At 53.3% G+C, this 24135-nt stretch carries 25 protein-coding genes and 1 pseudogene; 25 read left to right on the top strand and 1 reads right to left on the bottom strand.

Annotated features, from left to right (window positions below):
• The 21 genes and pseudogenes from LKD37_RS06020 to LKD37_RS05915 all read left to right on the top strand — a co-directional run bounded on the left by LKD37_RS06020 (window position 1) and on the right by LKD37_RS05915 (window position 19267).
• Window positions 1-873, top strand: a complete 873-nt coding sequence (locus LKD37_RS06020) for a secretion protein F (RefSeq protein ID WP_302928369.1) — start codon at window positions 1-3, stop codon at window positions 871-873.
• 12 nt (window positions 874-885) lie between these two features.
• Window positions 886-1281: a DUF4320 family protein gene (locus LKD37_RS06015; RefSeq protein ID WP_302928368.1), complete on the top strand. Its 396-nt coding sequence runs from the start codon at window positions 886-888 to the stop codon at window positions 1279-1281.
• Complete coding sequence (locus tag LKD37_RS06010; RefSeq protein ID WP_302928367.1) at window positions 1278-1814, top strand: hypothetical protein; 537 nt, start codon at window positions 1278-1280, stop codon at window positions 1812-1814. The genes LKD37_RS06015 and LKD37_RS06010 overlap by 4 nt, the downstream gene beginning before the upstream one ends.
• A gap of 85 nt (window positions 1815-1899) precedes the next feature.
• Entirely contained in the window at window positions 1900-2478 is a 579-nt protein-coding gene (locus LKD37_RS06005; protein WP_302928366.1) for a DUF6550 family protein, read from the top strand.
• Between the two features lie 77 nt (window positions 2479-2555).
• The gene (locus LKD37_RS06000; protein WP_302928365.1) at window positions 2556-4310 is read left to right on the top strand and encodes a DUF8193 domain-containing protein; all 1755 of its coding nucleotides are present in this window, start codon (window positions 2556-2558) and stop codon (window positions 4308-4310) included.
• Window positions 4311-4340: 30 nt separating this feature from the next.
• On the top strand, window positions 4341-4679 hold the full coding sequence (locus LKD37_RS05995; RefSeq protein ID WP_302928382.1) for a DUF3852 domain-containing protein: 339 nt from the start codon (window positions 4341-4343) through the stop codon (window positions 4677-4679).
• A gap of 10 nt (window positions 4680-4689) precedes the next feature.
• Window positions 4690-5115 carry a hypothetical protein gene (locus LKD37_RS05990; protein WP_302928364.1) on the top strand — a complete coding sequence of 142 codons (426 nt, stop codon included), beginning with the start codon at window positions 4690-4692 and terminating at the stop codon, window positions 5113-5115.
• A 94-nt stretch (window positions 5116-5209) separates the two neighbouring features.
• Window positions 5210-6109, top strand: a complete 900-nt coding sequence (locus LKD37_RS05985) for a conjugal transfer protein TrbL family protein (RefSeq protein ID WP_302928362.1) — start codon at window positions 5210-5212, stop codon at window positions 6107-6109.
• Window positions 6106-7924, top strand: a pseudogene (locus LKD37_RS05975) (DNA cytosine methyltransferase). The gene LKD37_RS05985 and the pseudogene LKD37_RS05975 overlap by 4 nt, the downstream one beginning before the upstream one ends.
• Window positions 7925-8040: 116 nt before the next feature.
• Window positions 8041-8328 (top strand): 4-oxalocrotonate tautomerase, encoded by a 288-nt coding sequence (locus LKD37_RS05970; RefSeq protein ID WP_302928359.1) that lies wholly within the window; start codon window positions 8041-8043, stop codon window positions 8326-8328.
• Between the two features lie 62 nt (window positions 8329-8390).
• Window positions 8391-8654, top strand: coding sequence for a hypothetical protein (locus LKD37_RS05965; protein ID WP_302928381.1), 264 nt, complete (start codon window positions 8391-8393; stop codon window positions 8652-8654).
• Entirely contained in the window at window positions 8651-9235 is a 585-nt protein-coding gene (locus LKD37_RS05960; RefSeq protein WP_302928358.1) for a hypothetical protein, read from the top strand. Before LKD37_RS05965 ends, LKD37_RS05960 begins: the two co-directional genes overlap by 4 nt.
• Window positions 9236-9317: 82 nt before the next feature.
• Window positions 9318-11081 carry a VirB4 family type IV secretion system protein gene (locus tag LKD37_RS05955; protein ID WP_302928380.1) on the top strand — a complete coding sequence of 588 codons (1764 nt, stop codon included), beginning with the start codon at window positions 9318-9320 and terminating at the stop codon, window positions 11079-11081.
• On the top strand, window positions 11081-12277 hold the full coding sequence (locus LKD37_RS05950) for a hypothetical protein (protein ID WP_302928357.1): 1197 nt from the start codon (window positions 11081-11083) through the stop codon (window positions 12275-12277). The genes LKD37_RS05955 and LKD37_RS05950 overlap by 1 nt, the downstream gene beginning before the upstream one ends.
• 11 nt (window positions 12278-12288) lie before the next feature.
• Entirely contained in the window at window positions 12289-12561 is a 273-nt protein-coding gene (locus LKD37_RS05945; protein ID WP_278905181.1) for a DUF6103 family protein, read from the top strand.
• 1 nt (window position 12562) lies between these two features.
• On the top strand, window positions 12563-13570 hold the full coding sequence (locus tag LKD37_RS05940; protein ID WP_302928356.1) for a hypothetical protein: 1008 nt from the start codon (window positions 12563-12565) through the stop codon (window positions 13568-13570).
• A gap of 319 nt (window positions 13571-13889) precedes the next feature.
• A complete protein-coding gene (locus tag LKD37_RS05935; protein WP_302928355.1) occupies window positions 13890-14297 on the top strand; it encodes a hypothetical protein in 408 nt (135 codons plus the stop codon).
• A gap of 3 nt (window positions 14298-14300) precedes the next feature.
• A complete protein-coding gene (mobP3, locus tag LKD37_RS05930; RefSeq protein ID WP_302928354.1) occupies window positions 14301-16259 on the top strand; it encodes a MobP3 family relaxase in 1959 nt (652 codons plus the stop codon).
• 14 nt (window positions 16260-16273) lie between these two features.
• Window positions 16274-17191: a DUF3991 and toprim domain-containing protein gene (locus LKD37_RS05925; RefSeq protein ID WP_302928353.1), complete on the top strand. Its 918-nt coding sequence runs from the start codon at window positions 16274-16276 to the stop codon at window positions 17189-17191.
• A gap of 1 nt (window position 17192) precedes the next feature.
• On the top strand, window positions 17193-19013 hold the full coding sequence (locus LKD37_RS05920) for a type IV secretory system conjugative DNA transfer family protein (protein ID WP_302928352.1): 1821 nt from the start codon (window positions 17193-17195) through the stop codon (window positions 19011-19013).
• Window positions 19010-19267, top strand: coding sequence for a helix-turn-helix domain-containing protein (locus tag LKD37_RS05915; protein WP_302928351.1), 258 nt, complete (start codon window positions 19010-19012; stop codon window positions 19265-19267). The genes LKD37_RS05920 and LKD37_RS05915 overlap by 4 nt, the downstream gene beginning before the upstream one ends.
• Before the next feature lie 134 nt (window positions 19268-19401).
• On the opposite strand, the gene LKD37_RS05910 is transcribed toward LKD37_RS05915, so the two are convergent.
• Window positions 19402-19689, bottom strand: coding sequence for a helix-turn-helix domain-containing protein (locus LKD37_RS05910; RefSeq protein ID WP_302928350.1), 288 nt, complete (start codon window positions 19687-19689; stop codon window positions 19402-19404).
• Between the two features lie 488 nt (window positions 19690-20177).
• On the opposite strand from LKD37_RS05910, the gene LKD37_RS05905 reads away from it, so the two are divergent.
• The 4 genes from LKD37_RS05905 to LKD37_RS05890 all read left to right on the top strand — a co-directional run bounded on the left by LKD37_RS05905 (window position 20178) and on the right by LKD37_RS05890 (window position 24125).
• Window positions 20178-21293 (top strand): tyrosine-type recombinase/integrase, encoded by a 1116-nt coding sequence (locus LKD37_RS05905; protein ID WP_302928349.1) that lies wholly within the window; start codon window positions 20178-20180, stop codon window positions 21291-21293.
• Between the two features lie 229 nt (window positions 21294-21522).
• A complete protein-coding gene (locus LKD37_RS05900) occupies window positions 21523-22137 on the top strand; it encodes a TetR/AcrR family transcriptional regulator (RefSeq protein WP_302928348.1) in 615 nt (204 codons plus the stop codon).
• Between the two features lie 68 nt (window positions 22138-22205).
• A complete protein-coding gene (locus tag LKD37_RS05895) occupies window positions 22206-22847 on the top strand; it encodes a sugar transferase (protein ID WP_302928347.1) in 642 nt (213 codons plus the stop codon).
• 60 nt (window positions 22848-22907) lie between these two features.
• A complete protein-coding gene (locus LKD37_RS05890; RefSeq protein ID WP_302928346.1) occupies window positions 22908-24125 on the top strand; it encodes a glycosyltransferase family 4 protein in 1218 nt (405 codons plus the stop codon).
• The last annotated feature ends 10 nt before the right edge of the window (window positions 24126-24135 follow it).

The following is a 24135-nucleotide window of genomic DNA, read 5'->3' as shown; positions in this document are numbered from 1 at the left end:
GTGAAATTGCTGTTATTCCTGTTCGGCGCCGCCTTGGCTGCCGGACTGTATTTCGTTCTGGCGGACCTGCTGAAGATCCCCAGGCTGGCAACGGAGCGTGCCCTCATCTCCGCAGGACGCAAGGAGCGCAGTCTTGTGAAATCTATGGAGACGCTCATTTTGGGATGGTCGCTGAAGCTGGCTCCGCTGATCCGCTTGGATGCCTACAAACGCAGACGGCTGGAAACGAAGCTGACTGCCGCAGGACTGGATATGACCCCCGAGGTCTTTACGGCTTACACCGTTCTGAAGCCCTGTCTCATCCTGCTGGGGATCATCCCGTGCCTCCTGATCTTGCCCATCCTGACACCATTGGTGGTAGTACTGGCGCTGCTCACTTACTTCAAGGAGAGCCGTCGGGCGGATGAACTGTGCAAGGCCAGAATGGAACTGGTGGAGGGTGAACTGCCTCGCTTCGTGGCGACCATCCATCAGGAACTGGCCGCCAGCCGGGATGTCCTGCGCATTCTGGAGAACTACAAGAAACATGCCGGTCCTGATTTTGCCCGTGAACTGGATGTGCTGACGGCGGATATGCGCTCCTCCTCTTATGAGGCGGCACTCATCCGCTTTGAAGCCCGTATGGGTTCGGCCATCATCTCGGATATCGTCCGTGGTTTTGTCGGCATCCTGCGGGGCGATGATGGGCGGATGTACTTCCAAATGCTCTCCCACGACTTGAAAGCGCTGGAGCTGCAGCGCCTGAAAGCCAAGGCGGCGAAGATCCCGCCAAAGATCCGGGTGTTCAGCTTCCTCATGCTCATGTGCTTCATGCTGACGTACATCGTCATTATCGTCTACCAGATCATCAACTCGCTGGGTGCACTGTTTTAAGGAGGAATGCCTATGAAGAAATTACGAAAACGGCACTCCGGCGAGGGCTATATCGATGTGTGCGTGTTGGTGGCCTGTGCCATGCTGGTGCTGGCACTGGCGGTGCGAATCCTGCCGGTATTCGTCGCCAAGCAGCAGCTTGACACCTATGCGGTGGAGCTGGTACGGGAAGCGGAGATCTCCGGCAGAGTCGGAACTGAAACCAACCGCCGTGCCGCAGCACTCACCGACAGCACCGGACTTGATCCCAACATCCGCTGGTCGAAAACGGGACGCATTCAGCTCAATGAGGAAGTCACCGTAACGCTGACATTGGACATGGACATCGGCCTGTTCGGCGGCTTCGGCTCATTTCCCATCACGCTGCGGTCGGAGGCCACCGGAAAGTCGGAGGTGTATTGGAAATGAGCAAGCACTGTTTCCTTCGCCGCCACCCCGGCGAGGGCACCCCAATGATCCTCGCCATCGTGCTGGTCCTGCTGATGCTTTTTTGCATGGTCGCGGAGTTCAGCCGGGTGTGGATCATCGCCCAAGGTGTCAAGGAGGCTGCCCAACAGGCGGTCATCTCCACCATCAACGACAACTATGATGATGTGTACCACGCTGTGCGGGAGGGCTATGCCGCAGGCTGGTATCCGGACGGCACAGGCCGATGGGATGAGAGCGTGGATACCGGCGATGTGTACGGTCAGCTGGCATCAACGCTTGGACTGGAGAACACCGGCAGCGGATATCAGAAAATCTCAAACGGAAACGTGGAATATACCATCTCTGGCCTGAGCGTGGAGCTGAGCAACAACGCCCTCAGTTCCGGCCAAAGCAAGGGCTATACCGCCGCAGTGGAGATCCGCTTGGAGGTACCGGTGCGATTCCTTGGGAACCTTTTGCCCGCATCTGAAATGATGCTGCACACGGAAGCCAAATATGTGCCGGTATTCTGAAAAAGTTTCGCTTTCCCAATGGACTTACGCCGAAAGGTGTGGTATTGTCCAATCAAGAGATAAATCAGAAAAAGGAGGAAAATCAATGAACGACAAGACGAAACGGATCATTCTCATCACCGCCTGCTGCCTGCTCTGCGGTGTGGCCGTCATCGGGATCGCCGGACGCTTCGGTGGAAATACGGTGACGCCCTCCGGAACGGTATCCGGCAGTCAGCCGGACAGCAACGATCCCAATGTGAACATCAACAATAGCCAGGGAGATGTGAATGTCCCCTCGCTGACGCCGGAGCAGAGTGACCCCGGCCAGGGTGCAAACTCCAGCGGCACGGAGCAGACCATCCAGGCGAACCCTGTTAAACCGGACGCTCCAGAAAAGCCGGAATCGCCCAGCGGCACGGCGACACTTCCGGATGATCACAAAGCGGAGGATGTACCGACCTCGGAACGCAAGACGGAGGATGAACCGCACCCCACATATCCGGAACAGCCCACCTCCAAGCCTGCGGAATCCCAGCCTGCCGCAGGAAGCACGAACTCCTCCGGTCAGGTATATGTGCCGGGCTTCGGCTATGTAGACAGCAGCGGCGATAACACGGTCATCGACGGACAGGACATCTACGAAAACGGAAATAAAATCGGTGAAATGGGCGGCGGGAACTAACAGTACTCCCAATCAGCATGGCGCAGTCAGAAATGGCTGCGCCTTTTCTTTTTCCGAAGCGTTGAAAGGAGGAATCCATGAAGAGACTTCTCGCACTTTTTCTTTCCCTTGTGCTCATGCTGTGTGCGGTTGTTCCGGCTTATGCCACCGGTGACGGCAACTTCGATGGCGGTGGCGGCGGCATGGGCAGTGGCACATCCACCAACTACTGGAATCCGGGTATGGACGGTGTCCGCATTTCCGTGGTGAATGTGGACAGCCACGCTGTCGTGGGGAACACCATTGACTGGAGCAATCAGAATCCGAGCACCAACATGATCCACTTCGGAAAGGTATCCAAGCTCTCTTATAACAGTGGGCGGGCGTTGTCACCTGTCGTAGGCGGCTATACCTGTATCCGTCCGGCGCAGAGTCTGCCTCGCATCATTTCGTCCGGCGACTATCCCGCCAGCATTGCGGCGATTCGAAGCTACTTTACAGACGAGCAAGTCATTCGGGCGATTGCCGGATATGTGGGAATAGACTTTGATACGCTTATTGCCGGCGATTACAAAATCGTTGTCGAGCCTATCGCCTACTTCGTCTACGGTGGAGCCTACTATGCCATGACGGCCACGGAAGCGGCGCTCTATGACCAAAAGGTAAACGGAGATCTTCAAAGCAAGATGGGATCGCTGACCCATAAGAATCTACCGCTGGCCATTTTCCTTGAAGAAGCAGATCTGGGCTATCCTGCATGGTCTGGCAGCACCAACAGCAAGGTCAGCAACGATCAGATCATCTCGTCCCTCGGCATCGGTGTCGTCCGCTTCAACGGTGAGCTGGAGCCTCCCGATGTAAACGACTTCGACTATGAATACCGAGTCGATACCGATGTGATCTCCTCGGTGGAGGTGAGCGGCGGGCAGTCCGACCCGGATAATCCTGTGACTGTTCGCTTTGTGATTCAAGGCAGAACTTACACTGTCAGCAATGTCTACTATCCGGACGGTGACAGTCAATTGGTATGGGTAAAGTGGCACACGCCGTCAGAGCCCTGCGTCATTACGATTGCCGTCAGCGTGTCTGGCGGCGGCACGGCGCAGAGCACGATCACCTGCAACGTTGTGGACTTGGACGGCAACGATCCGCCCAACCCGGTGGCGGATGACCGCAATGATGCTTTCCGTCAGTCCACCATTCCAGAGAAAGATCAAGTGACCTCGGCATCCTGGGGCATTTGGTCACCCTGGTGGCAGGAGAATTGGGAATGGGTAGAGAACTGGGAAAAGTGCTGGCACACGGATCGCTGGGTAGACGATAACAATGTGGTTCACCGTGACCGGTGGTATCACTGGGTGGATAACGGCTGGTGGGAAGATCATGGCTGGTGGGAGTTTGACTACAACGGCTACTCCGCAAGTCTGAGCGCATCCATGCGCATCACGCCGGATAGTCTTTCGCCCACAGCGACTGCAGCTACCATGAAAAGCGGGTACGGAATTCAGGAAAAAGTGACGGCCAGAGTAACGACCACGCAGAGCGTGGCTGTCACGGCGGCGCAGAATGCTGTGACCTATTTCCCCGAATTCGGGTACGAAGGCTTCTGGAGACTGCTGAACCGCAGCGTCAGCGGCAAGAGTACCACCTTCGCTTTCAAAAACAATCCCTACAGCACCTATGACCGCCCGACCCACTTCACACCTATCTGGTACCCGGACGGCAGCTACACGCCGTATACCTGGCTTTTGGACTGCTGGACACCCACGGGAATGCTAAGTATGAACCTGACGGATTCCGTGCGCATCGCCGGTGACCTGTGGGAAGAATGGCATATCGCACCCTCAAAATAACAACAAGAATTGGAGGTATCTATGAGCAAAATGAAATGCAAGCGCCTTTGTGTGATGCTGACCCTGTCCCTGCTGTTGGTCTACATGATGGGAACCACGGCCTTTGCTGCCGGCACCGGCGATGTGGCCGGAGCGGTGGAAAGCACATGGCAGACGGCATCCGGTCAGATCAAGACCGTGGTAAACAATGTAGTCTTTCCCGCCATCGACCTGATCCTGGCGGTATTCTTCTTCGCCAAACTTGGTACGGCTTATTTCGACTTCAGAAAAAGCGGCCAGTTCGAGTGGACGGCGCCCGCCATCCTGTTCGCGTGCCTGGTGTTCACGCTGACGGCGCCGCTGTACATCTGGCAGATCATCGGAATTTGAGGTATAGGCAATGACTTTTTACGAACAGGAGCTTCGGAAGATCGTCGGAGAACGGTACCCCGAAGCCACCTATGTGGGCAGAGCCTGCTATGTGCGTCTGAGCGATATGAACCGGGCAAAGATTCAATTTGTCACTGGAATCGTCTCCAATCAGTACAACGCCCTGCAGCTGACAATTCTGAACCGCAGTGAAGGACAGGTGGATACCCTGCGCCTTCGCTTTTCGGATCTGCTGGGGACGAAGGTAACTTCCAACCCCAACTTCCGCAATGGTGTTGACCCGCACATTTGGGATGACTATGGAAAAGTAGACTGGTATGTGTATCACCCCACCCGGCAGGACTACGAGAAGCTCTCCAACGCAGTATCGGACTATCTGGAAGTGTTCCAAGACATGAGCCAGTCTGCCGATCAGCAGTGGGCGCAGACAATGTAAACCGAGCATGATTTGAAGGCCGTGCCAACTGTACGGCCTTTGCCATATCCCAAGCAGTTGGTACGGCCTCACCCGGAGGAGGTGAAACCGATCAATGTTTATTTGGGATTTTGTTGCCGATAAGATCCTCGGCCAGATCGTGGATTGGTTCTACGGTCAGGTCGTGGGCTTTCTCGGCAACTTCTTCGCAGAGATGGGAAACATGGGTGTCGAACTCTTCGAAATGTCCTGGGTGCAGAGCATCGTACTGTTCTTCTCCTATCTCGCTTGGGCGTTGTACGGAACCGGGCTGGTCGTGGCCTGCTTTGAATGCGGCATCGAGTATTCCAGCGGGCGGGGCAACATCCGCGAAACCGCGCTCAATGCCATCAAGGGCTTTATGGCCGTGAGCCTGTTTACTGTCGTCCCGGTCCGGCTCTATGAGCTTTCGGTAACGCTGCAGGGGCAACTCACCGCAGGGATCACCGGCTACGGTGCATCCATCGGAGATGTGGCAAGTGATATCATGCAGGAGTTCAGCGCCGTGGAATCGCTGACCGATTTGGCATCCGGCCCGTTTCTCGGCTTTGGCAGTATCACCAGCGGGATCATGATCCTGTTCTGCATCATCCTTATGGCGTATGCGATCATCAAGGTCTTCTTCGCCAATCTCAAGCGCGGAGGTATTCTGCTAATCCAGATTGCCGTGGGAAGTCTATATATGTTCTCTGTGCCCCGTGGCTATACGGATGGCTTCATCCAGTGGTGCAAACAAATTATCGGTCTGTGCCTGACCGCATTTTTACAGGCGACTATCCTCATCGCCGGACTCATAGTGTTTAAGGATCACGCACTGCTGGGACTGGGGCTGATGCTCTCTGCCGGCGAGATTCCCCGCATTGCCGGAGCGTTTGGCCTGGATACGACAACAAGAGCCAACATTATGAGCGCGGTATATACGGCGCAGGCCGCTGTAAACACCACGCGCACGATCGTGCAGGCGGTGTCAAAATGAGCGGGCTCACTATGGGAAGCCTGTTTGACGGCATCGGTGGTTTTCCTCTGGCTGCCCTTCGCAGCGGCATTACGCCGGTGTGGGCTTCGGAGATTGAAGCCTTTCCCATTGAGGTCACGAAGCAGCGCTTCCCAAGCATGATCCATGTGGGTGACATCACAAAGCTCAACGGCGCAGAACTGCCGCCTGTAGATATCATCTGCGGCGGCAGCCCGTGCCAGGATTTATCCGTGGCTGGAGCGAGAGCCGGATTATCCGGCGCCCGCTCCGGTTTGTTTATGGAGCAGGTTCGACTGGTAAAGGAGATGAGAAATGCAGACGAACAAAGAGGCCGAGCAGGTCACGCTGTCCGACCTCGGTATATGCTGTGGGAAAATGTTCCAGGAGCCTTCTCCAGCGGGACTCCCAAAGGCGAGGACTTCCGTATCGTCCTCGAAGAGATCGTCCGAGTTAAGTGCGGTTCCGTTTATGTCCCTGGACCTTACCCCTGGCCATGGCAATCTGCTGGGCGAATTCTACTGGGAACTGATTTCTCCCTGGCTTGGCGGTGCCTGGATGCTCAATACTGGGGTGTCGCCCAACGACGCAAGAGGATCTTCCTTGTCGCAGATTTTGCAGGACGCACCGCCGATAAAATACTATTTATCCCCGAAGGCATGTTTGGGGATCCTACGCCGAGCTTCTGAACGTGGGAAAGCACTGCCGCCGAAGCTGGAACGGGCTTTGAATATCCAAGCTGGGTTGATGTGCCCGGACGGGCAACCTACGGATTTGAATGCCTTCCATATCAATCAGCGGGACGAGGGTATCGACCTGCACGGTGTGTCCGGTGCCTTGATGGCAACCACCAATATGCAGATGCAGACCTTCGTGACGCAGCCAGATGATACCGTCGAGGGGTTTGACGGCTATAATGGTGACCTGACCGGTGATGTCGCTGCCACGCTCAGAGTCAACTGCGGAATGTCTACCGGCAGAAACGGTGTCATGGCCTTTGCTGCCAACCAAAGGGACGAGGTTCGTGATTTACATGATGTTGCGGGCGCTCTGAATGCGCAGCCGGGAATGAAACAGCAGACCTTCGTGGCGGCCGCATTCTCGGCAGGAGCCGGTGCCTCTGCTGGAAGTATTGGGTACGGCGAGGAACTGGCTCCTACGCTGAAGGGCTCTGCCAGCGGAAACTGTATGCCGTCCGTCCTGTGCCTGAATGACCAGGGTGGAAGCGTGATGGAGTGCTCTGAGAATGTGTCCGGTACGCTCCGGGCGCAGGAGCATGGACACCAGCCGCTCGTCTACGAAAACCACGGTATTGATGCCCGCTACACTGGCCCTCATCAGGTGGCGCCTACCATGTCCGCAAGATACGGAACAGGCGGCAACAACGTGCCGCTCGTAGAACAGGAAGAAACCTTCTGCATCACGGGAAACGCCATCGACCGGCAGCCGCAGAACGGCGGCAACGGGATCGGGTATCAGCGGGACATCGCATATACACTGACGGCCACCGATCATCATGCGGTCTACAGCCGCCAGCGTGTAGATGATTTTCGTGAGAACGGCGTAGTCAGCACGCAGAGCGCCCGCCAGCATAAGGACGCCACCGATCTCGTTTGCCAAAAGGCAGAAGCCTATGCCTATCTCATTCGCCGCCTGACTCCGTTGGAGTGTGAACGTCTGCAGGGCTTTCCGGACGGATGGACAGATATCCCCGGTGCATCGGACTCTGCCCGATATAAAGCGCTGGGCAACAGTGTGGCGATACCCTGTGTGGAGTTCATTATGGGGCGGATCGCCGCAGCCCTTTGGGAAGTATAGCTGCCTTGGTGGTTTTGCTTCCGTTTCGCATAGCTTCTTCGTTGAGTTTGGTGAATAGCTTTCCATGACTTCTTCCGGTATGCTTTGCTTGCAAAATCAAGGAAAGGAGCAGAACGATGGAGGGCAAAAAGAACCTCTGCGCCATGATTCCGGCAGAGCTTCACGCAAGGATCATGGCAGAGAAAGAGGAAATGAAGCTGGGTACACTGGCGGAATATGTGGAGCGCATCTTCGCAGAACACTTTGAAGGAGGAAACGATATGCAGACAGAACGCACCCTTGCGGTGAAAATCTCCGCAGAACTCTTCGACCGACTGAAAGAGTATCTGGAAAAGAATCACCTGAAGCAGAAGGACTTCATCACACAGCTGATCCAGCAGGCGCTGGACAACGCAGAAGAATAATCAAATCACTGGATGGTCGCAGGGAAACCTGCGGCCATCTCTATTCTCCGGAGGTGAGAGCAATTTATATTTACCCTGATAATTTGACCGCAAAGGCCATGCTGTGGCTGTGGGAGCTGCGGGACATCAGCATCATCGGCGTGGGGCTTCTTATCTCTGTTCTGGCGCTGACCCAGACAGGCATCGCCCTGCCACTGGTGCTGACGGCTGTTTACGCTTTCCTCAGCATTCGATTCGACGGAACCAGCATATTGGATTTCCTCAAATATGCCGCCGCGTTCCTGATTACAAAGCAGCAATTCTATGATTGGAGGTTGGAGTCGTGAGTAAAAAGCAGAAAAAGGACAAAGCCGCCCGCTCCACACGGCAGCTCATGGGCATTGAGGAGATCAAGGACTACTGCATTGCCACCCGTATGGGCAATCTCGTGTTCTTCATCATCAAGCCCACTAACATCTCCGTCCTGCCGGATTCCAGCATCAGTGCCCGCATCTATGCGCTGCTGAATGTCGTAAAAGGACAGGCGGAAATCGAGATGCTGGCGCTCAATTCCAAAGAATCCTTCGAGCGCAATAAGGACTTTTACCGGGAGCGGCTGAGCCAGGAGGAACTGCCCGCAGTCCGCAGGTTGCTGGAGCAAGACAGCAAGCACCTGGACCGTATTCAGGTGCTCATGGCGTCCAGCCGTGAGTTTTATATTATCATCCGGCTGCGTGGTGAACAGGAGTCCGATGTGTTCTCCTACCTTTCCCGCATCGAGCAGAATATCAACGATAACGGCTTCACGACCCGCCGAGCCACCGAGCAGGATCTCAAAAAGATGCTGGGTGTTTACTTTGAGCAGAACGTGACGACGGAAAAGTTTGAGGACTTCGACGGTGACCGCTGGGTCATTGTCGGTGAGTAAAGGAGGGACTCATTTGGCAAAGAAAACGAAAAAAGCAGCGCCGCAGAGCCGGGAGACTGCAAGCATCAAATCCTTCCTGGATATGATCGCACCTTCCGTGGTCAAGTTCGAACCCGATCACTTCATCTGCGGCAACACCTTCCGCTGCGTGTGGGCGCTGCGGGAATATCCCACGCAGACCGATGAGCAGGCTATTCTCCGACATCTGGGCGAAAAGGATGGGATCACGCTGCGTATCTACACCCGACAGGTAACACCTGCCGAGGAAAAGCGCATCATCCAGAATGCTGCCAACAAAAACCGCATGGGCAGCTCCAACACCAACGACCTGCAGCAGACGATTACGGCGGAAAGCAATCTGCAGGACGTGGCATCATTGGTAGCTTCCATGCACCGCAACCGAGAGCCGCTGCTCCACTGCGCTGTCTATATCGAGCTGACCGCTTCGGACTATAACACACTCAAGCTGCTCCAGACCGATGTGCTGACGGAACTGGTGCGGAGCAAACTCAATGTGGACAGGCTTCTGCTCCGTCAGCAGCAGGGCTTCTGCTGCGCAAGCCCTGTGGGATACAACGCCTTCGGTCAGCAGTTCGAGCGTGTCCTCCCGGCATCCAGTGTGGCGAATTTGTATCCCTTCAACTATTCCGGCAAAACGGACGCAAAGGGCTTCTATGTCGGGCGGGACAAGTACGGCAGCAACATCCTCGTGGACTTCGACCAGCGCGATGAGGACAAGACCTCCGCCAACATCCTCATTCTCGGCAACTCCGGCCAGGGCAAATCTTATCTGATGAAGCTCCTAATCCTCAATCTGCTGGAGTCCGGAAAGTCCGTTATCACGCTGGATGCCGAGCATGAGCAGCAGGAAATGTGCGAGGCCGTGGGCGGCTGCTTTGCCGACCTCATGGCGGGAAAGTACATCATCAATGTACTGGAGCCGAAATGCTGGGATGATGGCGGTGACCCGGACGATACGGCAGCGCCGGAAGCCTTCCGCAAAAGCACTTTGCTGGCACAGCATGTTTCCTTTCTCAAGGACTTCTTCCGAGCCTATAAGGATTTCAGCGATGCCCACATCGACACCATTGAGATTATGGTGTCCAAGCTCTATGCGAAATGGGGAATCACGGAGCGAAGCAACTTCCGCCGCATGCGACCGGAAGACTATCCGATCCTCTCTGACCTCTATGACCTGATTGAAGAAGAATTCAAGCGCTACGATCCTAACGCTCATCTACTCTATACGGAAAAGCTCCTGCAGGAAGTCCTGCTGGGGCTGCACTCCATGTGTAAGGGTGCGGACGCACAGTTCTTCAATGGGCACACCAACATCACCTCCAGCCGCTTCCTCGTTTTCGGCGTCAAGGGAATGCTGAGTGCCGCTAAAAATGTCCGCAACGCGATGTTGTTCAATGTGCTGTCCTTCATGTCGGATAAGCTTTTGACGGTCGGCAATACCGTAGCAGCACTGGACGAGCTGTATATCTGGCTGTCCAATCCCACGGCCATTGAGTACATCCGCAACTGTCTCAAGCGCGTGCGTAAAAAGGAATCCGCCATGCTGCTGGCCTCGCAGAATCTGGAGGACTTTGATCAGGAAGGCATCCGCGAGATGACAAAACCGCTGTTTTCCATCCCGCCCCACCAGTTCCTGTTCAACGCGGGCTCCATTGATAAACGCAGCTACATGGAAATGCTCCAGTTGGATGAGGCGGAGTATAACCTCATCAAGTTTCCCCAGCGCGGTGCCTGTCTGTACAAGTGCGGCAACGAGCGCTACCTGTTGGAGGTACACGCTCCGGCATATAAGGAAAAGCTGTTTGGAACGGCGGGTGGTCGCTGATGGCAGTATCTGCAGGCATGATCGCAAAAGCCGCGGCGACGGTGCTCTCTAACGAAAAGCTGCGCAAAGGCGTGGGATGGACGCTGGTCGCAATTCTCTCGCCAGTCATTGTACTCATCGCACTTCTGTGTTCTATTGGCTCCGGAGGTGCGGATCACAACAACCAGGCGGTAGCTGCAGCCTTCTATGGCGTGAGTTACTCAACAGAAGTACCCGCAGAATTCCGGTATCATATTGAGGAGATGCGTACCGCTTTTTCTCTTCTGGATTCGGCAATGGCTTCCGTCAATGGGCAAACGGAAAGCGGAAACGGCCTTGACCCGATTCGGATCAAGGCCGTTTTTTATGCCCTCTGCTTTGGCGAGGATGCGCCGTCCGCACGGGCGGCAAGCCGCTTCGTAGAATGCTTCTACACTTGGGAAACCCGTACCCGCACGGTCGATGTCGAGAACGGCGATGGCACGGTTACCAGCACGGTAGAAGAATACACCGTCGCTGTTCCGGTCTCACTGTATCAAGCGTATGCCAATCTGGAAGCAGAGCTTGGCAGGACGATCACAGAGGACGACAAGAGCAATATCAACCACATCTATTCCATGATCGCCGGCGCTGCGGGCGGCGGGAATTACAACGGTGAGTTCCTTCGCGGAGATGGAAGCAGTATCGACTTGGACGTCTCAGCTTTTACCGATCCCAACAGTAAAAACGCCGCTGACCTTGTGACCTACGCTATCCACGCATGGGAATCCGGCTGGGGCTATGTCTGGGGAACCTACGGCGATGTGCTGACCGAATCGCTCTTTGCCTACAAGCTGGAACAGTACCCTGACGGTGTCGGCAGCTACGAAGATTTTATCCGTGCCAACTGGCTGGGCGGCAGGACCACCGACTGCGTGGGACTCATCAAGGGGTACGGTTGGCTGTCCCCGGAAACGATGACCATTGACTATGGCAGCCATGGAATGCCGGATATTGGTGCCAATCAGATGTACTACAGCGCCACAGAGTCCGGCACCATCGATACCATGCCGGATATTCCCGGCCTTGCCGTTTGGCATGACGGGCACATCGGCGTTTACATTGGCGGCGGTCAGGTCATCGAGGCTATGGGTACCAAGTACGGTGTGGTGAAAACGGAACTGGCGAACCGTGGTTGGACGCACTGGCTGAAAATTCCGTATATCAATTATGACTGAGGAGGTACAACATGAAAAAAGTAAATATCACTCTCACCTTTGACGATGACAAGCTGGACGCGCTGGAGTTCTCGCTCCGCAAGGAACACTCCTCCGTGCAGGCCCGCATGGACGATGCGCTCAAGCAGCTCTATGAGCAGACGGTGCCGGAAGCTGTGCGGGAGTATCTGGACAGCAAGGCTGTCCCTGCTCCCAAGCCCAAGCGCACTGCCAAATCTGCCGCACCCAAAACGCCGAATAGTGAGCCGAAGGCCATGGCAGCCGTGGTGAAGGAGGGCAACTGATATGTCACAGCAAGAAGAAATCGTTCTGTGGATCGACCAGCGATGGAAAAGGGCCATTGAGAAACATCTCAATGATGAAACTTTGCAGGAGCATCTGGAGAATGTGCTGGATGAGCTTTGCAATCAGCTTCCGGAACGGGAGTATGAGCGCATCAGCCGTGCAATCCAATCGGAAGCTGCCGCACAGCGCGCAGAGGAGGAAGCAGCCCGCACTTATGCGGCCTACCATGTGACGGAGCGTGGTCAAGAATGGTACTTCAAAACCTCGCCCGGTGAGGAGCTGTTGACGGTCGGGAAAAAGCTGCGCAGTTACATCACCAGCGAGAAAGCTGCTGTGCCGGATTTGTTTATCAAAATGTTTGCAGGCGGTCGTCCCATCGCCGCGGAGGAATACAATGCGCTGACCGCTGTACGCATGGAGAACACCGGAAAGGTACGCGGTGTGTTCGATGTGAACTTCGACAAGCGTGAGTTCTCCGCTGTTCACATTATGGATGGCTGGCAGACTTGGGCGATGCGGGATGTGTCCGTGGCGGCATACCATGCAACGAGGTCGTACTTTGCTTCGGCAGATGAGCAGTGGCGCAAACTGCTGAATCATCTGAATGGCAAAGAGATCACCTCGGCAGGGCATCTCTCTGCGCAGAATTTTTCTTTCGGTGAGGAGATTATCGAATCGGACGGAAAGCTCAACTTTTATCTGCAGGCGGACTTCGATGTGGATGCTGCCTTCGGTACATTTGTCTGCACCGATCAGAACGATGACTGGCTCAACATCTACGCTAACTATGACGTGGAGCAGGATCGTCTGTGCAACACACTGGATCTGAACCTCTGCAAGGGAGACGGTTCGGAAGAAGACTGGAGTTACCCTCTCAACGCAGCCGAACAGGAAGTCCTGCTCTGCAAGATGGAGGCGTTCTGCCAGCAGCAGACCGGCATGAGCCTGCACGAGTACGCCCGACAGCTTCGGGACAGTGAAACGCAGGCTCCTGAGATGCAGATGTAACCGCCGTGTCCGCCCCTGTGGGCCGCTGTGTGCGCTTTTTACAGGTAGCCCGAGCGAGTATCCCACCGTGGGGATTTGGGTGGGCTTTGAACCGCTTTGTGGGGATATCGGCATCTGACGAAAGAAAAGCAGGAGAAAGAGCCGGGGACAAAGCACCCCGGCTCGAACCACTTCTGCCCGCAGTGCGGGCAGTTTTCGGCTTTTTAGGCTGGGGACAAAATAGTGCCTTGCGGGGCGGCTTGGACCCTATAAACCGGAAAATCCCCGTGTGACAAGGGGTTCCAGCGGGGACAACACAGAAATAAGGAGGAATTTATCAATGGAACACAACGACAAGATCAAAAAGGCTTTCTGGATCACTGAGGATATGGACAGAGAGATCGATGCACACCTGAAGCAGGATAACTGCAGCAGCCGAAGCGAGTTTGTGATGAACGCGCTCAAGTTCTATGTCGGCTACTTGAACACGAAGAACGCCAGTGCATTTCTGCCTGAAGTACTCTCCGCAACGCTGACCGGAACGCTGGACGGTTTCGCAGGCCGCATCAGTTCTCTGCTTTTCAAGCAGGGCGTGGACATCAACCTGATGGCGCAGATCATCGCCTATGATACCGACATTGATGAAGGAGCATATGAGCGACTGCGCGGCAAGGCCATCCGTGATATGAAGCGGACCAATGGCCGTATATCCTTCAAGGATGCAATGGACTTTCAGAAATCGGTGTAAGCGATGGCGAAGCTCGTACAGAAGAGCGGCTATATCAAATCTGGGAAAGCGGGCGGGTACATGCGCTACATTGCTACCCGTGAAGGAGTGGAGAGGTTGGCCGGAAACGGTGCGGTCACAAAAGGTCAGCGTGAGCTTATTCAGAAACTGCTCACGGACTTTCCGGATGCGGTGGATCTGTTTGAGTACGAGGACTACTGCAAAACGCCGACGCTTGGTACGGCTTCCGCATTTATCAGTATGGCACTGGATGCTAACCTTCACGAAATAGACTCGGAGAGCGGATACATGCAGTACATTGCTACCCGTCCCCGTGTGCAGAAGCGAGGTACTCATGGCCTGTTCAGTTCTGCCACTGCCGTAGATCTCGCCTCGGCAATATCAGAGCTGGAAGCGCATGAGGGAAATGTGTGGACCATCATCTACTCTCTGCGTCGTGAGGATGCTGATCGTTTGGAATACGACAACGCCGATGCGTGGCGCGCGCTCCTCATGGAGAACGCACCGACGCTGGCAAAGTCAATGAAAATATCGCTCGATAACTTCCACTGGTATGCCGCCTTCCATGACGAAGGGCATCACCCTCACATTCACATGATGGTCTGGTCGGATGATCCGAAGGAAGGCTTCCTGACTAAGGATGGAATCGCGGCCATGCGATCCAAGCTGACCGATGCCATCTTCCGGGATGAGATGCAGCAAATCTATGAGCGCAAGGATGTGGCCTACTCAGACTTGGTGGAGGCAGCGCAGAATGCCATGCGGGAAATGATCAGCCGGATGCAGCACCAGATCTGCGACAGCCCGATCATCGCGGACAACATGCGTCAGCTTGTGCAGGCACTGGAAACGACTACCGGAAAGAAACAGTACGGCTATCTCAAGAAGCCGCTGAAGCAGCTCGTCGATACCATCGTGGATGCACTGGCGGAGTTGCCGGAAGTTTCTGAGTGCTATAAGGTATGGAATCAGATCCACGAGGAACTGAACGAGTGCTACGGTCACAGTACCCCGTGGGAACGACTCCCGTTATCCCAACGCAAGGAGTTTCGCAAAATCAAGAACGACATCATCCGGGAGGCCGAGAACATTCGTCTCGGCCTCCCAACCTTTGAGGATGAAAGGATGCAGGATGAGCCGGAGCCGGAAAGTCAGAAGGAGGAGCATCAGTCCTACAGTGTGTACGAGCAGGCGCAGCGCTATCGCGCCGCAAAGGCTGTTCTGCAGGACATCTATGCGCTGGATGCGGAACACACAGAAGCGGTCAAAGCGCTGGAGCAGCTCTGGGAGGAGGGATATACCGTTGCAGCACATCAGCTTGGTAAGTTCTATCGGGATGATCTCTCTACCTTGCGTGACTACGAAAAAGCAGAGCAATGGTTTCGGTGCTCGGCAGAAGCCGGTAATGATTTCTCGGAATACGCCCTCGGGAAGTTGCTCCTCACGCAGAAGCGTACAGTAGAAGCGCTGGGATGGCTGGGAAAGGCCGCAGAACAGGGCAATCAGTTTGCACGGTATCGGCTCGGAAAGTTTTATCTCACCGGTGAGGCCGTGCCGAAGGATGTGGAAAAGGCTCTTGCGTACCTGACAGCCTCCGCTGATCAGGGAAATCAATTTGCGCAGTACACCTTGGGCAAGCTGTATCTCTTGGGGCGGGATGTCCCTCCAGATCATAAGCAGGCCAGAGAATGGCTGATCCGAGCTGCGGCACAGGGTAATGAGTATGCATGTTTTTTCCTCGACCGCTTTGACCAGTTCCGGGATCCGTCTGTTATGCTGGCAGCAACCAAGCTGCTCCACCATATGAGCAGGATATTTCAAAGCAATTCCGTTCCGCCAGGCAACCCGGCGGGGATTCGCATCGACTCCAAACGCCGCAGACGGCTTATGGAGAAACGTATGGCTATGGGTCACAAGGCGGACGACCATGAGGAGCAGACGCAGTATCAGCAGAGTATGTAAAAAAGGAGGACTCCATGTCAAGCTATATTCATTTCACCGAAGAACAGAAACAGCGCGCCGCCGCAGTGGATCTGGAGGAGTTCCTGCGCTGCCGTGGTGAAAAGCTGCTTTCCTCCGGCAGAGAAAAACGTCTTGCCAGTGACCACAGCGTGACCGTCCGAGGCAACGAATGGTATGACCATGCGGAGGAGCGAGGCGGACATGCCGTCAGCTTTGTGCAGCGGTTCTACGGCCTTAGCTACCCGGACGCAGTGACAATGCTGCTGGGCGGTGAACTGGGAACAGCGTATCCCTCTGCCGGGGAACGCACAGAGGAACCTGTGAAACCATTTGCACTGCCGCCCGCCAACAAAGATATGCGCAGAGTGTTTGCGTATCTCATCAAACATCGCAGCATCGCAAGAGATGTGGTGGCGCACTTTGCCAAGGCTGGGCTTCTGTATGAGGATGCCGAATATCACAACGTCGTGTTTGTTGGCACAGATGTGGAAGGTGTCCCTCGCCATGCCCACAAGCGCAGCGCCAACAGCTACGGAAAAGCCTTCCGCTTGAACGTCGAGGGCAGTGATCCACGATACAGCTTCCATTATGTCGGCACAGACAGAAGTCTGTATGTGTTTGAAGCACCCATCGATATGCTGTCCTTCATCACCCTTTATCCGGAGAACTGGCAGCGGCACAGCTATGTAGCCTGCTGTGGAACATCTATTCAGCCGGTATTGCAGATGTTGGAGCAAACGCCGCAGCTCGACACCGTTCTACTTTGTCTCGATAATGATGAAGCTGGCCATCAGGCCAGCCGCCGGATGCGAGAGCAGTTGGAAGTGCGCTATTCCGTGGAGCGCCTGATCCCAGAAAACAAAGACTGGAATGACGATCTGACCCTGAGCGACGAAAACGCTCAGGGCTTTGCTATGAATGAATTGAGGTGAAATGTTGAACGCAAGTATCTGGATACTGATCGCAGCGGGAGCCGCAATGTTCCTTGTCATCGGTGGGCTGTCCATGATGTCTCATCACTATACCCTTGGCAATATCAAATCCCGCACTGTGGGCGATGGGCAGCACGGCACAGCCCGATGGGCCAACGACAAGGAAATCAGGCAGACCTATGCTCATGTGCCCTTCAAGGTCAGAGAGTGGCGCAAAGGACAGAATCTCCCCACGGAGCAGGGATTGATCCTCGGTTGCAAGGGGCAACCGCAGGAGCTCACCGCACTGGTAGACAGTGATGATATTCACTGCCTTATGATCGGCGCCAGCGGTATTGGCAAGACCGCATTTTTCCTGTACCCCAATCTGGAATATGCCTGCGCCTCCGGCATGAGTTGGCTGGCGCTGGACAGCAAGGGTGACCTGGCCCGAAATTACGGTACGATTGCAAAAAACTGCTATGGCTACAATGTATCTGTTATTGACCTGCGAAATCCCACTCGCTCAGATGGCAACAATCTGCTGACATTGGTCAACCGCTACATGGATATCGCAAGAAAAGATCCCAAGAACCTGGCGGCTCGAGCCAAGGCGGAGAAGTACGCCAAGATTCTTGCCAAAACCATTGTTAACCCCGATGGTGATGACAGCAATCGCGGACAGAACGCCTTTTTCTATGATGCGGCGGAGGGATTGCTCACTTCGGTCATTCTGATGTTGGCGGAGTTTCTGCCGCCGGATCAGGAGCATCCACAGGAACGCCGGCACATCGTCTCTGTCTTCAAGCTGGTGCAGGATCTGCTGGAACCCAGCAAGGTAAAAGGCAAGAGTCACTTCCAGCTCCTGATGAGTAAGCTACCGCCTGACCACAAGGCCAGATGGTTTGCAGGTGCTGCACTCAACAGTGCGGAGCAGGCCATGGCCTCTGTCATGTCCACGGTGCTTTCTCGCCTCAATGCGTTTCTGGACTCGGAGCTGGAGCAGGTGCTCTGCTTCGACAGCGCCATTGATGCAGAGAAATTTGCCTCTGAAAAGTCTGCCATCTTTCTCATTCTTCCGGAGGAGGACACCACCAAAAACTTCATGGCGGGCTTGATGATTCAAAATCTGAGCCGTGAACTGTTTGCTGTGGCGGATGAAAACGGTGGAAAGCTGCAAAGCCGCGTGGTACTGTTTTGCGATGAGTTCGGCACCATGCCGCCCTTTGATGTCCTTCCGCTGTTCTCCGCGGGCCGTTCCCGCCACCTGACGTTGGTGCCGATCATTCAGTCTTTGGCACAGCTTGAAAAGAACTACGGAAAAGAAGGGAGTGAAATTATTCAGGACAACTGCCAGGATACCATCTTCGGTGGCTTCGCACCAAACAGTCAGACAGCGGAAGTGCTATCCAAGGCGCTCGGAAACCGCACTGTCCTATCCGGATCGGTGAGCCGTGGAAAAAACGATCCCAGCCAAAGTCTGCAGATGATGGAACGTCCGCTGCTGACGCCAGATGAGCTGAAGTCTATTCCCAAGGGAAATTTTATTGTCCAAAAGACAGGACAGCATCCCATGCGTACCCGCCTGCGGCTTTTTCTGGAATGGGGCATCACCTTCGAGGAGCCCTATATTGTTCCGGAGCGGGCAGATCGCGCGGTAGCCTATGCAAACCGTGAGGATCTGGAGCGAAATCTTCCACAATCAAGCAAGGCGGAGAATGCAGATATGCGTGGAGCCTATGCCGTTTCCGGACGCGGCGGCATTGCCCATGAGCCTGCCGTAGAGAAGCCCCGGCGCAGGGGCGGCAAGCAGATGAAAACTTACGGTGAGGAGGATCTATGAGTTACTTTGGAACAATTTACGCCGACACCGAACTGCCCTCCAGAGCGAGGGCAGTTTATATGTATCTGCGTGACCGCGCAGACAGCGAGGGCAAATGCTGGCCAGGAATCAAGACGATTGCGTCCGACATGAGCTTGTCCCGTTCCACGGTCAAGCGGGCATTGACGGATCTGGAGCAGCACGGATATTTGCAAAAGATCCCGCGCTATCGTGATAACGGCAGCAGTACATCCAATCTGTATTCCGTGCAGTAGGGCCGCAGAAAGGCGCAGCCCTCCGCCAAGGGAGGACTGCGCCTATTTGCTGGACCCAGGGGAGGTTCATGATGGACCTCCCAGAAGGACTCAATCTATCGGAGATTTAACACAGAGAAAGAACAGTAGTAGAGTTACTTCTCAGAATCCGTAAGATCGTTGATTTGCTCAGAAAAAAGTGATGTGTTGAGAAGATCGGATGGTGCGATCATTAATGCGTCTGCAAGGTTGAATAGTGTCTCCAAGGAAAAGCTTCTGATCATGTTAGGCGCTTCAATGGCGCTTAGATGAGAGCGGCTCATATTAGCCTTCTCTGCCAGTTGATCCTGAGACATACCACGTAATTTGCGCAGAGTTGAAATTGCAATACCAAGCTGGATAAAACGGTCTCTGTTCTTAAAGCTAACGCCTTCCTTGCTCATAAAAATGCCGCCCCTTTCTGGATAAAATTATATCTTGCCCGGCATTTTTTATCCGCTCTATAAAAAGAGCTATTGACTTATTTATAGAGCATTATATAATTAAAAAGAGCAGAACGACGATTTATAAAGCGAGATGAGATAGCGGCGGAAGACGTTATTGAATCAGCAGGCTGGAAAAACAAAAGGAGATTTCCGCAATGCGAAAATCTCCTGAGCTACAACAGATTACCAAGTCATTTTCATGGAGTTTGCCACTCCACGGGAAAGCTAAACCCTATTTTTCTTCTGTATTATAGCATATTGCACATTGAAATGCAATTGCCTCAGCGGCGAAATGGAAGGAAAAAGTGTGATTTTATCAGCGCACGGCAATATTTGTCGAAGAAATACCTTGATTTGAAAGTTTAGCGCAGTCAAACCGGCAGTCTGGATGGATTTAAAATAAGATCCACACCCAATATGATCACTGCACAAGGAGGAATTACGAAATGGCAAAGGGTGAGAATATCTTCAGACGGCGGGATGGTCGCTGGGAAGCTCGCTATAGCAAAGGGCGCGAGCTATCTGGAAAAATCAAGTATGGATACTGCTATGGAAAAACATACCGTGAGGCCAAAGAGAAAGCAGAAAAGTGCAAAGCGGCGTTAGCAAGCGGAAATCCCTTGCCAACATCCAGGACTCCAAATCTGTTTTCCGCCTATTGTATGGGGTGGCTTCACGCAAAGAAAAGCAAGGTGAAAGAATCAACATATATCAAGTATAGCATAGTAGTTGAAAAGCACATCATTCCCAAGCTTGGTGATTGCTGCCCTTTGGGATTTACTACGGAACTGATGGACGATTTCATCAGAGAATTGCAGTTTGAAGATGAGCTGGCACCAAAGACCGTACATGATATTCTGGTCGTGCTGCACGGGATATTAAAGTTCACTGCTTCAAAGTGCAAGGGAGTCTTTCCTACCGTGGAGATCAACTATCCGAAGATAGGAAAAAAGGAAATGCGCGTTTTGTCCAGAGAGGAACAGGCGCGCTTCATTTCCTACCTGCAAAAGGATTTGGATCCATGCAGATTTGGTATCTTGCTGGCGTTGTGTACAGGCATCCGAATCGGTGAACTCTGTGCGTTGCGTTGGGAATACGTTTCTACAAGAGATAAAGCAATCAAAATTGTAGAGACGCTGCAACGGCTGCGTGACACCAGCGCATCACAGAATGCTCGAACGAGAATCGTAATCGGTCCACCCAAAAGCGATACCTCCGTGCGAACGATCCCTATGACGGAATACGCGGCTGGGCTTTGCAGGCACATGAAGCCGCAAAGTTCAGCCGCATATGTTTTGACCGGAACGGACGCATTCATGGAGCCACGGGTATTGCAGTATCGATTGGAAAAGTACACGCAGGCATGTGGCCTGGAGGGGGTGCATTTTCATACACTTCGCCACACATTTGCGACACGTGCCGTTGAGGTCGGCTTTGAGATCAAATCGCTGTCCGAAATCCTGGGCCATGCCTCTGTCACAATCACGCTGGACCGATACGTGCATTCTTCGCTGGAATTGAAAAGGGACAATATGCAAAAGCTGAATGCTGCAGGGATGTAATCTCTGCGCAGTCAAGAATCAGTGTTATCAGATGATATCAAATCAGAAAAAGCCTTGCTGTGCGGGGCTTTTTCTTTGCTTTTGTAGCAGAGTGGCAAACTCCATGAAAATTCCGATTGTGGATCAGCAAATCATTCGCAGTAATAAAAATGATTTGCTTTTTTCTTGGACACAACATAGTGGGCACTCACTCAGTAATAACATCATGTACCATAAATGAGGTAATCGAATGAAGAGGGAACGGAATGCAAAGCAAGCTTTTATTGAGGGGACAGTTCGTGTTGTGGCCAGGGATGGATTAGACAAAACGACAACGAAAGCAATCGCAACAGAAGCTGGCCTGAGCGAGGCATATATCTATCGCTGCTTTGAGAGCAAAGAGGCGCTGCTGTGTGCTGCCTTCCACATGGAAGATGTCGCTTTCGCATATTTTCTCAAGCAAAACCTCGTGGGCATGCATATACAGAATGCTCCATGGAAGGACAGAGCGTTTCAACTGTGGTCAGCAAGCTGGAGGTTCATTCTTGGAAGGAAGGATGACTGCCTCTTTTACCTTCGATACTACTATTCTGCGAATTGCCGCACTTATGCATACGAGGAGCATCTCCAATGTTTTCAGGAGCTATTTGCAGCGGTGGAACAGACTTTCAAACCGGAAGCCAATGTCAACATGCTACTTCATCAGGTTTTTGACACGATGCTGTCTTTTGCCGCAAGAGTGCTTGGCGGCGAAATGCCGGATGATGATGCGACCACGCAGTGGGCATTTGAACAGATATACAGCTTTGTTGTACCTAACGTTCGTGAAGAGCTTTTGATCCCACCTGGCTCAACACCGGCCTGACGGTGCAGCTACTTAGAGATTAAGAGTGTAGGGATGTGGGATATATGGCGTCAACAGCGACCGGCTGTTTGGCAGAGAAAAGCTCTGCCGATGTGATCATTCAGATAGCAAAGCCTGTACTGCGGCAGAAGAAGCTGTTCCTGCTAACGAAGCGTGTTTTTGACATAGTATGCTCCTTTTTGGGCCTGCTGATTTTAGCAATCCCGATGATGATCATTGCACTGATTGTCACCATAGACTCACCAGGCGCTCCGATTTTTAAGCAGGAGCGGCTCGGCATCAATGGGAAGCCGTTTATGATCTATAAATTCAGATCCATGTGCCTTGATGCGGAGGAAAACGGCCCACAGTGGGCGGATGAACAGGATCCAAGATGCACGCACTTTGGCCAAATCCTTCGGCGCACTCGGCTGGACGAGCTTCCCCAGCTTTATAACATCCTGCGAGGCGACATGAGCTTCGTTGGCCCACGGCCGGAGCGTGCCTATTTCTACAGAGAATTTGAGAAATATATTCCAGGCTTCTCCAACCGCCTGCTGGTCACGCCGGGGCTGACCGGGTATGCACAGGTAAACGGCGGATACTCACTAAAACCGGAAGAAAAAATCATCTACGATATGGAATACATTGAACGCCAATCCATCATCCTTGATATCAGGTGCCTCTTAAAGACTGTACATATCGTTTTTTCTCATGAGGGTGCCAGGTGATATTTGTGCGTTAGGGTTCTTAAACCGGAATAAGAAAAAAGTAAGAGAGATCGTGAAAAAATGAAACGTGACATCCTTTTCCTCTGCCAATTTTTCTATCCAGAATATAACTCCTCCGCAACACTCCCTTTTGATACTGCCAGTTATTTGGCGCAAAACGGATACTCTGTCGGTGCCTTGTGCGGCTACCCAAGGGAATATAACACCAGCGGTGAGGTTCCAGTTAGAGAGACGAAGGATGGCGTTTCCATTCACCGGCTTCACTATATGCAGCTCAGCCGACACAGTAGGCTTGGAAGACTGATCAACTATTTTTCTCTTACACTCTCGGTCTTGCTCCATATTTTCGAAATTAAGGACTACCAAGCGGTCATTGTCTATTCGAATCCACCGGTACTTCCTATTGCTGCAATTTTGGCCAATAGACTCTTTAAAACGAAAATCATCTTTGTGTCCTACGATGTTTATCCGGAAGTCGCTTATGCCTCGGGTAGTCTGAGAGAAGGCAGCACCGTTTCAAGCGTGATGCAGCGAATAAACAGAAGCCTCTTCCAACGCGCTGAATCTGTCGTGGCATTGACCGATGAGATGCGGGAATACCTTCTTGACCATCGACCTGAGCTTTCTGCGAATCGCGTTGTCACCATTTCCAATTGGGCGCATGAAGCAGCAGATGGCAGCAAGTCCGCAGCACGGGCTGAACTGGGATATACAGATGAGGACTTTATCGTTGCCTACTTTGGCAATATCGGTATTTGTCAGGACGAAACAGCCTTGATTCAGGCAATGAATCAATTGGCGGATCACAAGAATATCAAATTTTTAATTGCTGGGCACGGAAACAAGATGCCATCAGTCCGACAGGCGGCAGAACGGCTTCCCAATGTCCGGATCTGCGATTTCCTCACAGGAACTGCTTTTGAGCATGCAGTCGCTGCCAGTTCCTGCGGCATTGTCAGTCTCGAACAGGGGCTGACCGGTATGTGTGCCCCCAGTAAATATTATAGCTATCTGCAGGGCGGTTTGCCAATTCTGGCTATCGCGGAACAGAGCTCCTACTTATCAAAGGAAGCTTTACATTCTGAAATCGGGCTATGTTCAGATGTGGGAAATGGTGTGCAGCTCACCCAGAATATCTTGAAACTGTATCGGAACCCGGAACTGTGCAAAAAAATGTTAGACAATGCAGTGAGACTCTACACAGAAAAGTATGCCAGGGGCATCGGTCTAAGCAAGTATGCCGCCTTGGTTAAGAACGTATTACGCACGGCCAACTAAGGAATTGCTT

It is taken from the genome of Brotocaccenecus cirricatena (assembly GCF_020687045.1).
GTDB lineage: Bacteria > Bacillota > Clostridia > Oscillospirales > Oscillospiraceae > Vescimonas > Vescimonas cirricatena.
Note: the sequence above shows the minus strand (reverse complement) of the source record. Positions and strands in the feature narration are given on the sequence as shown.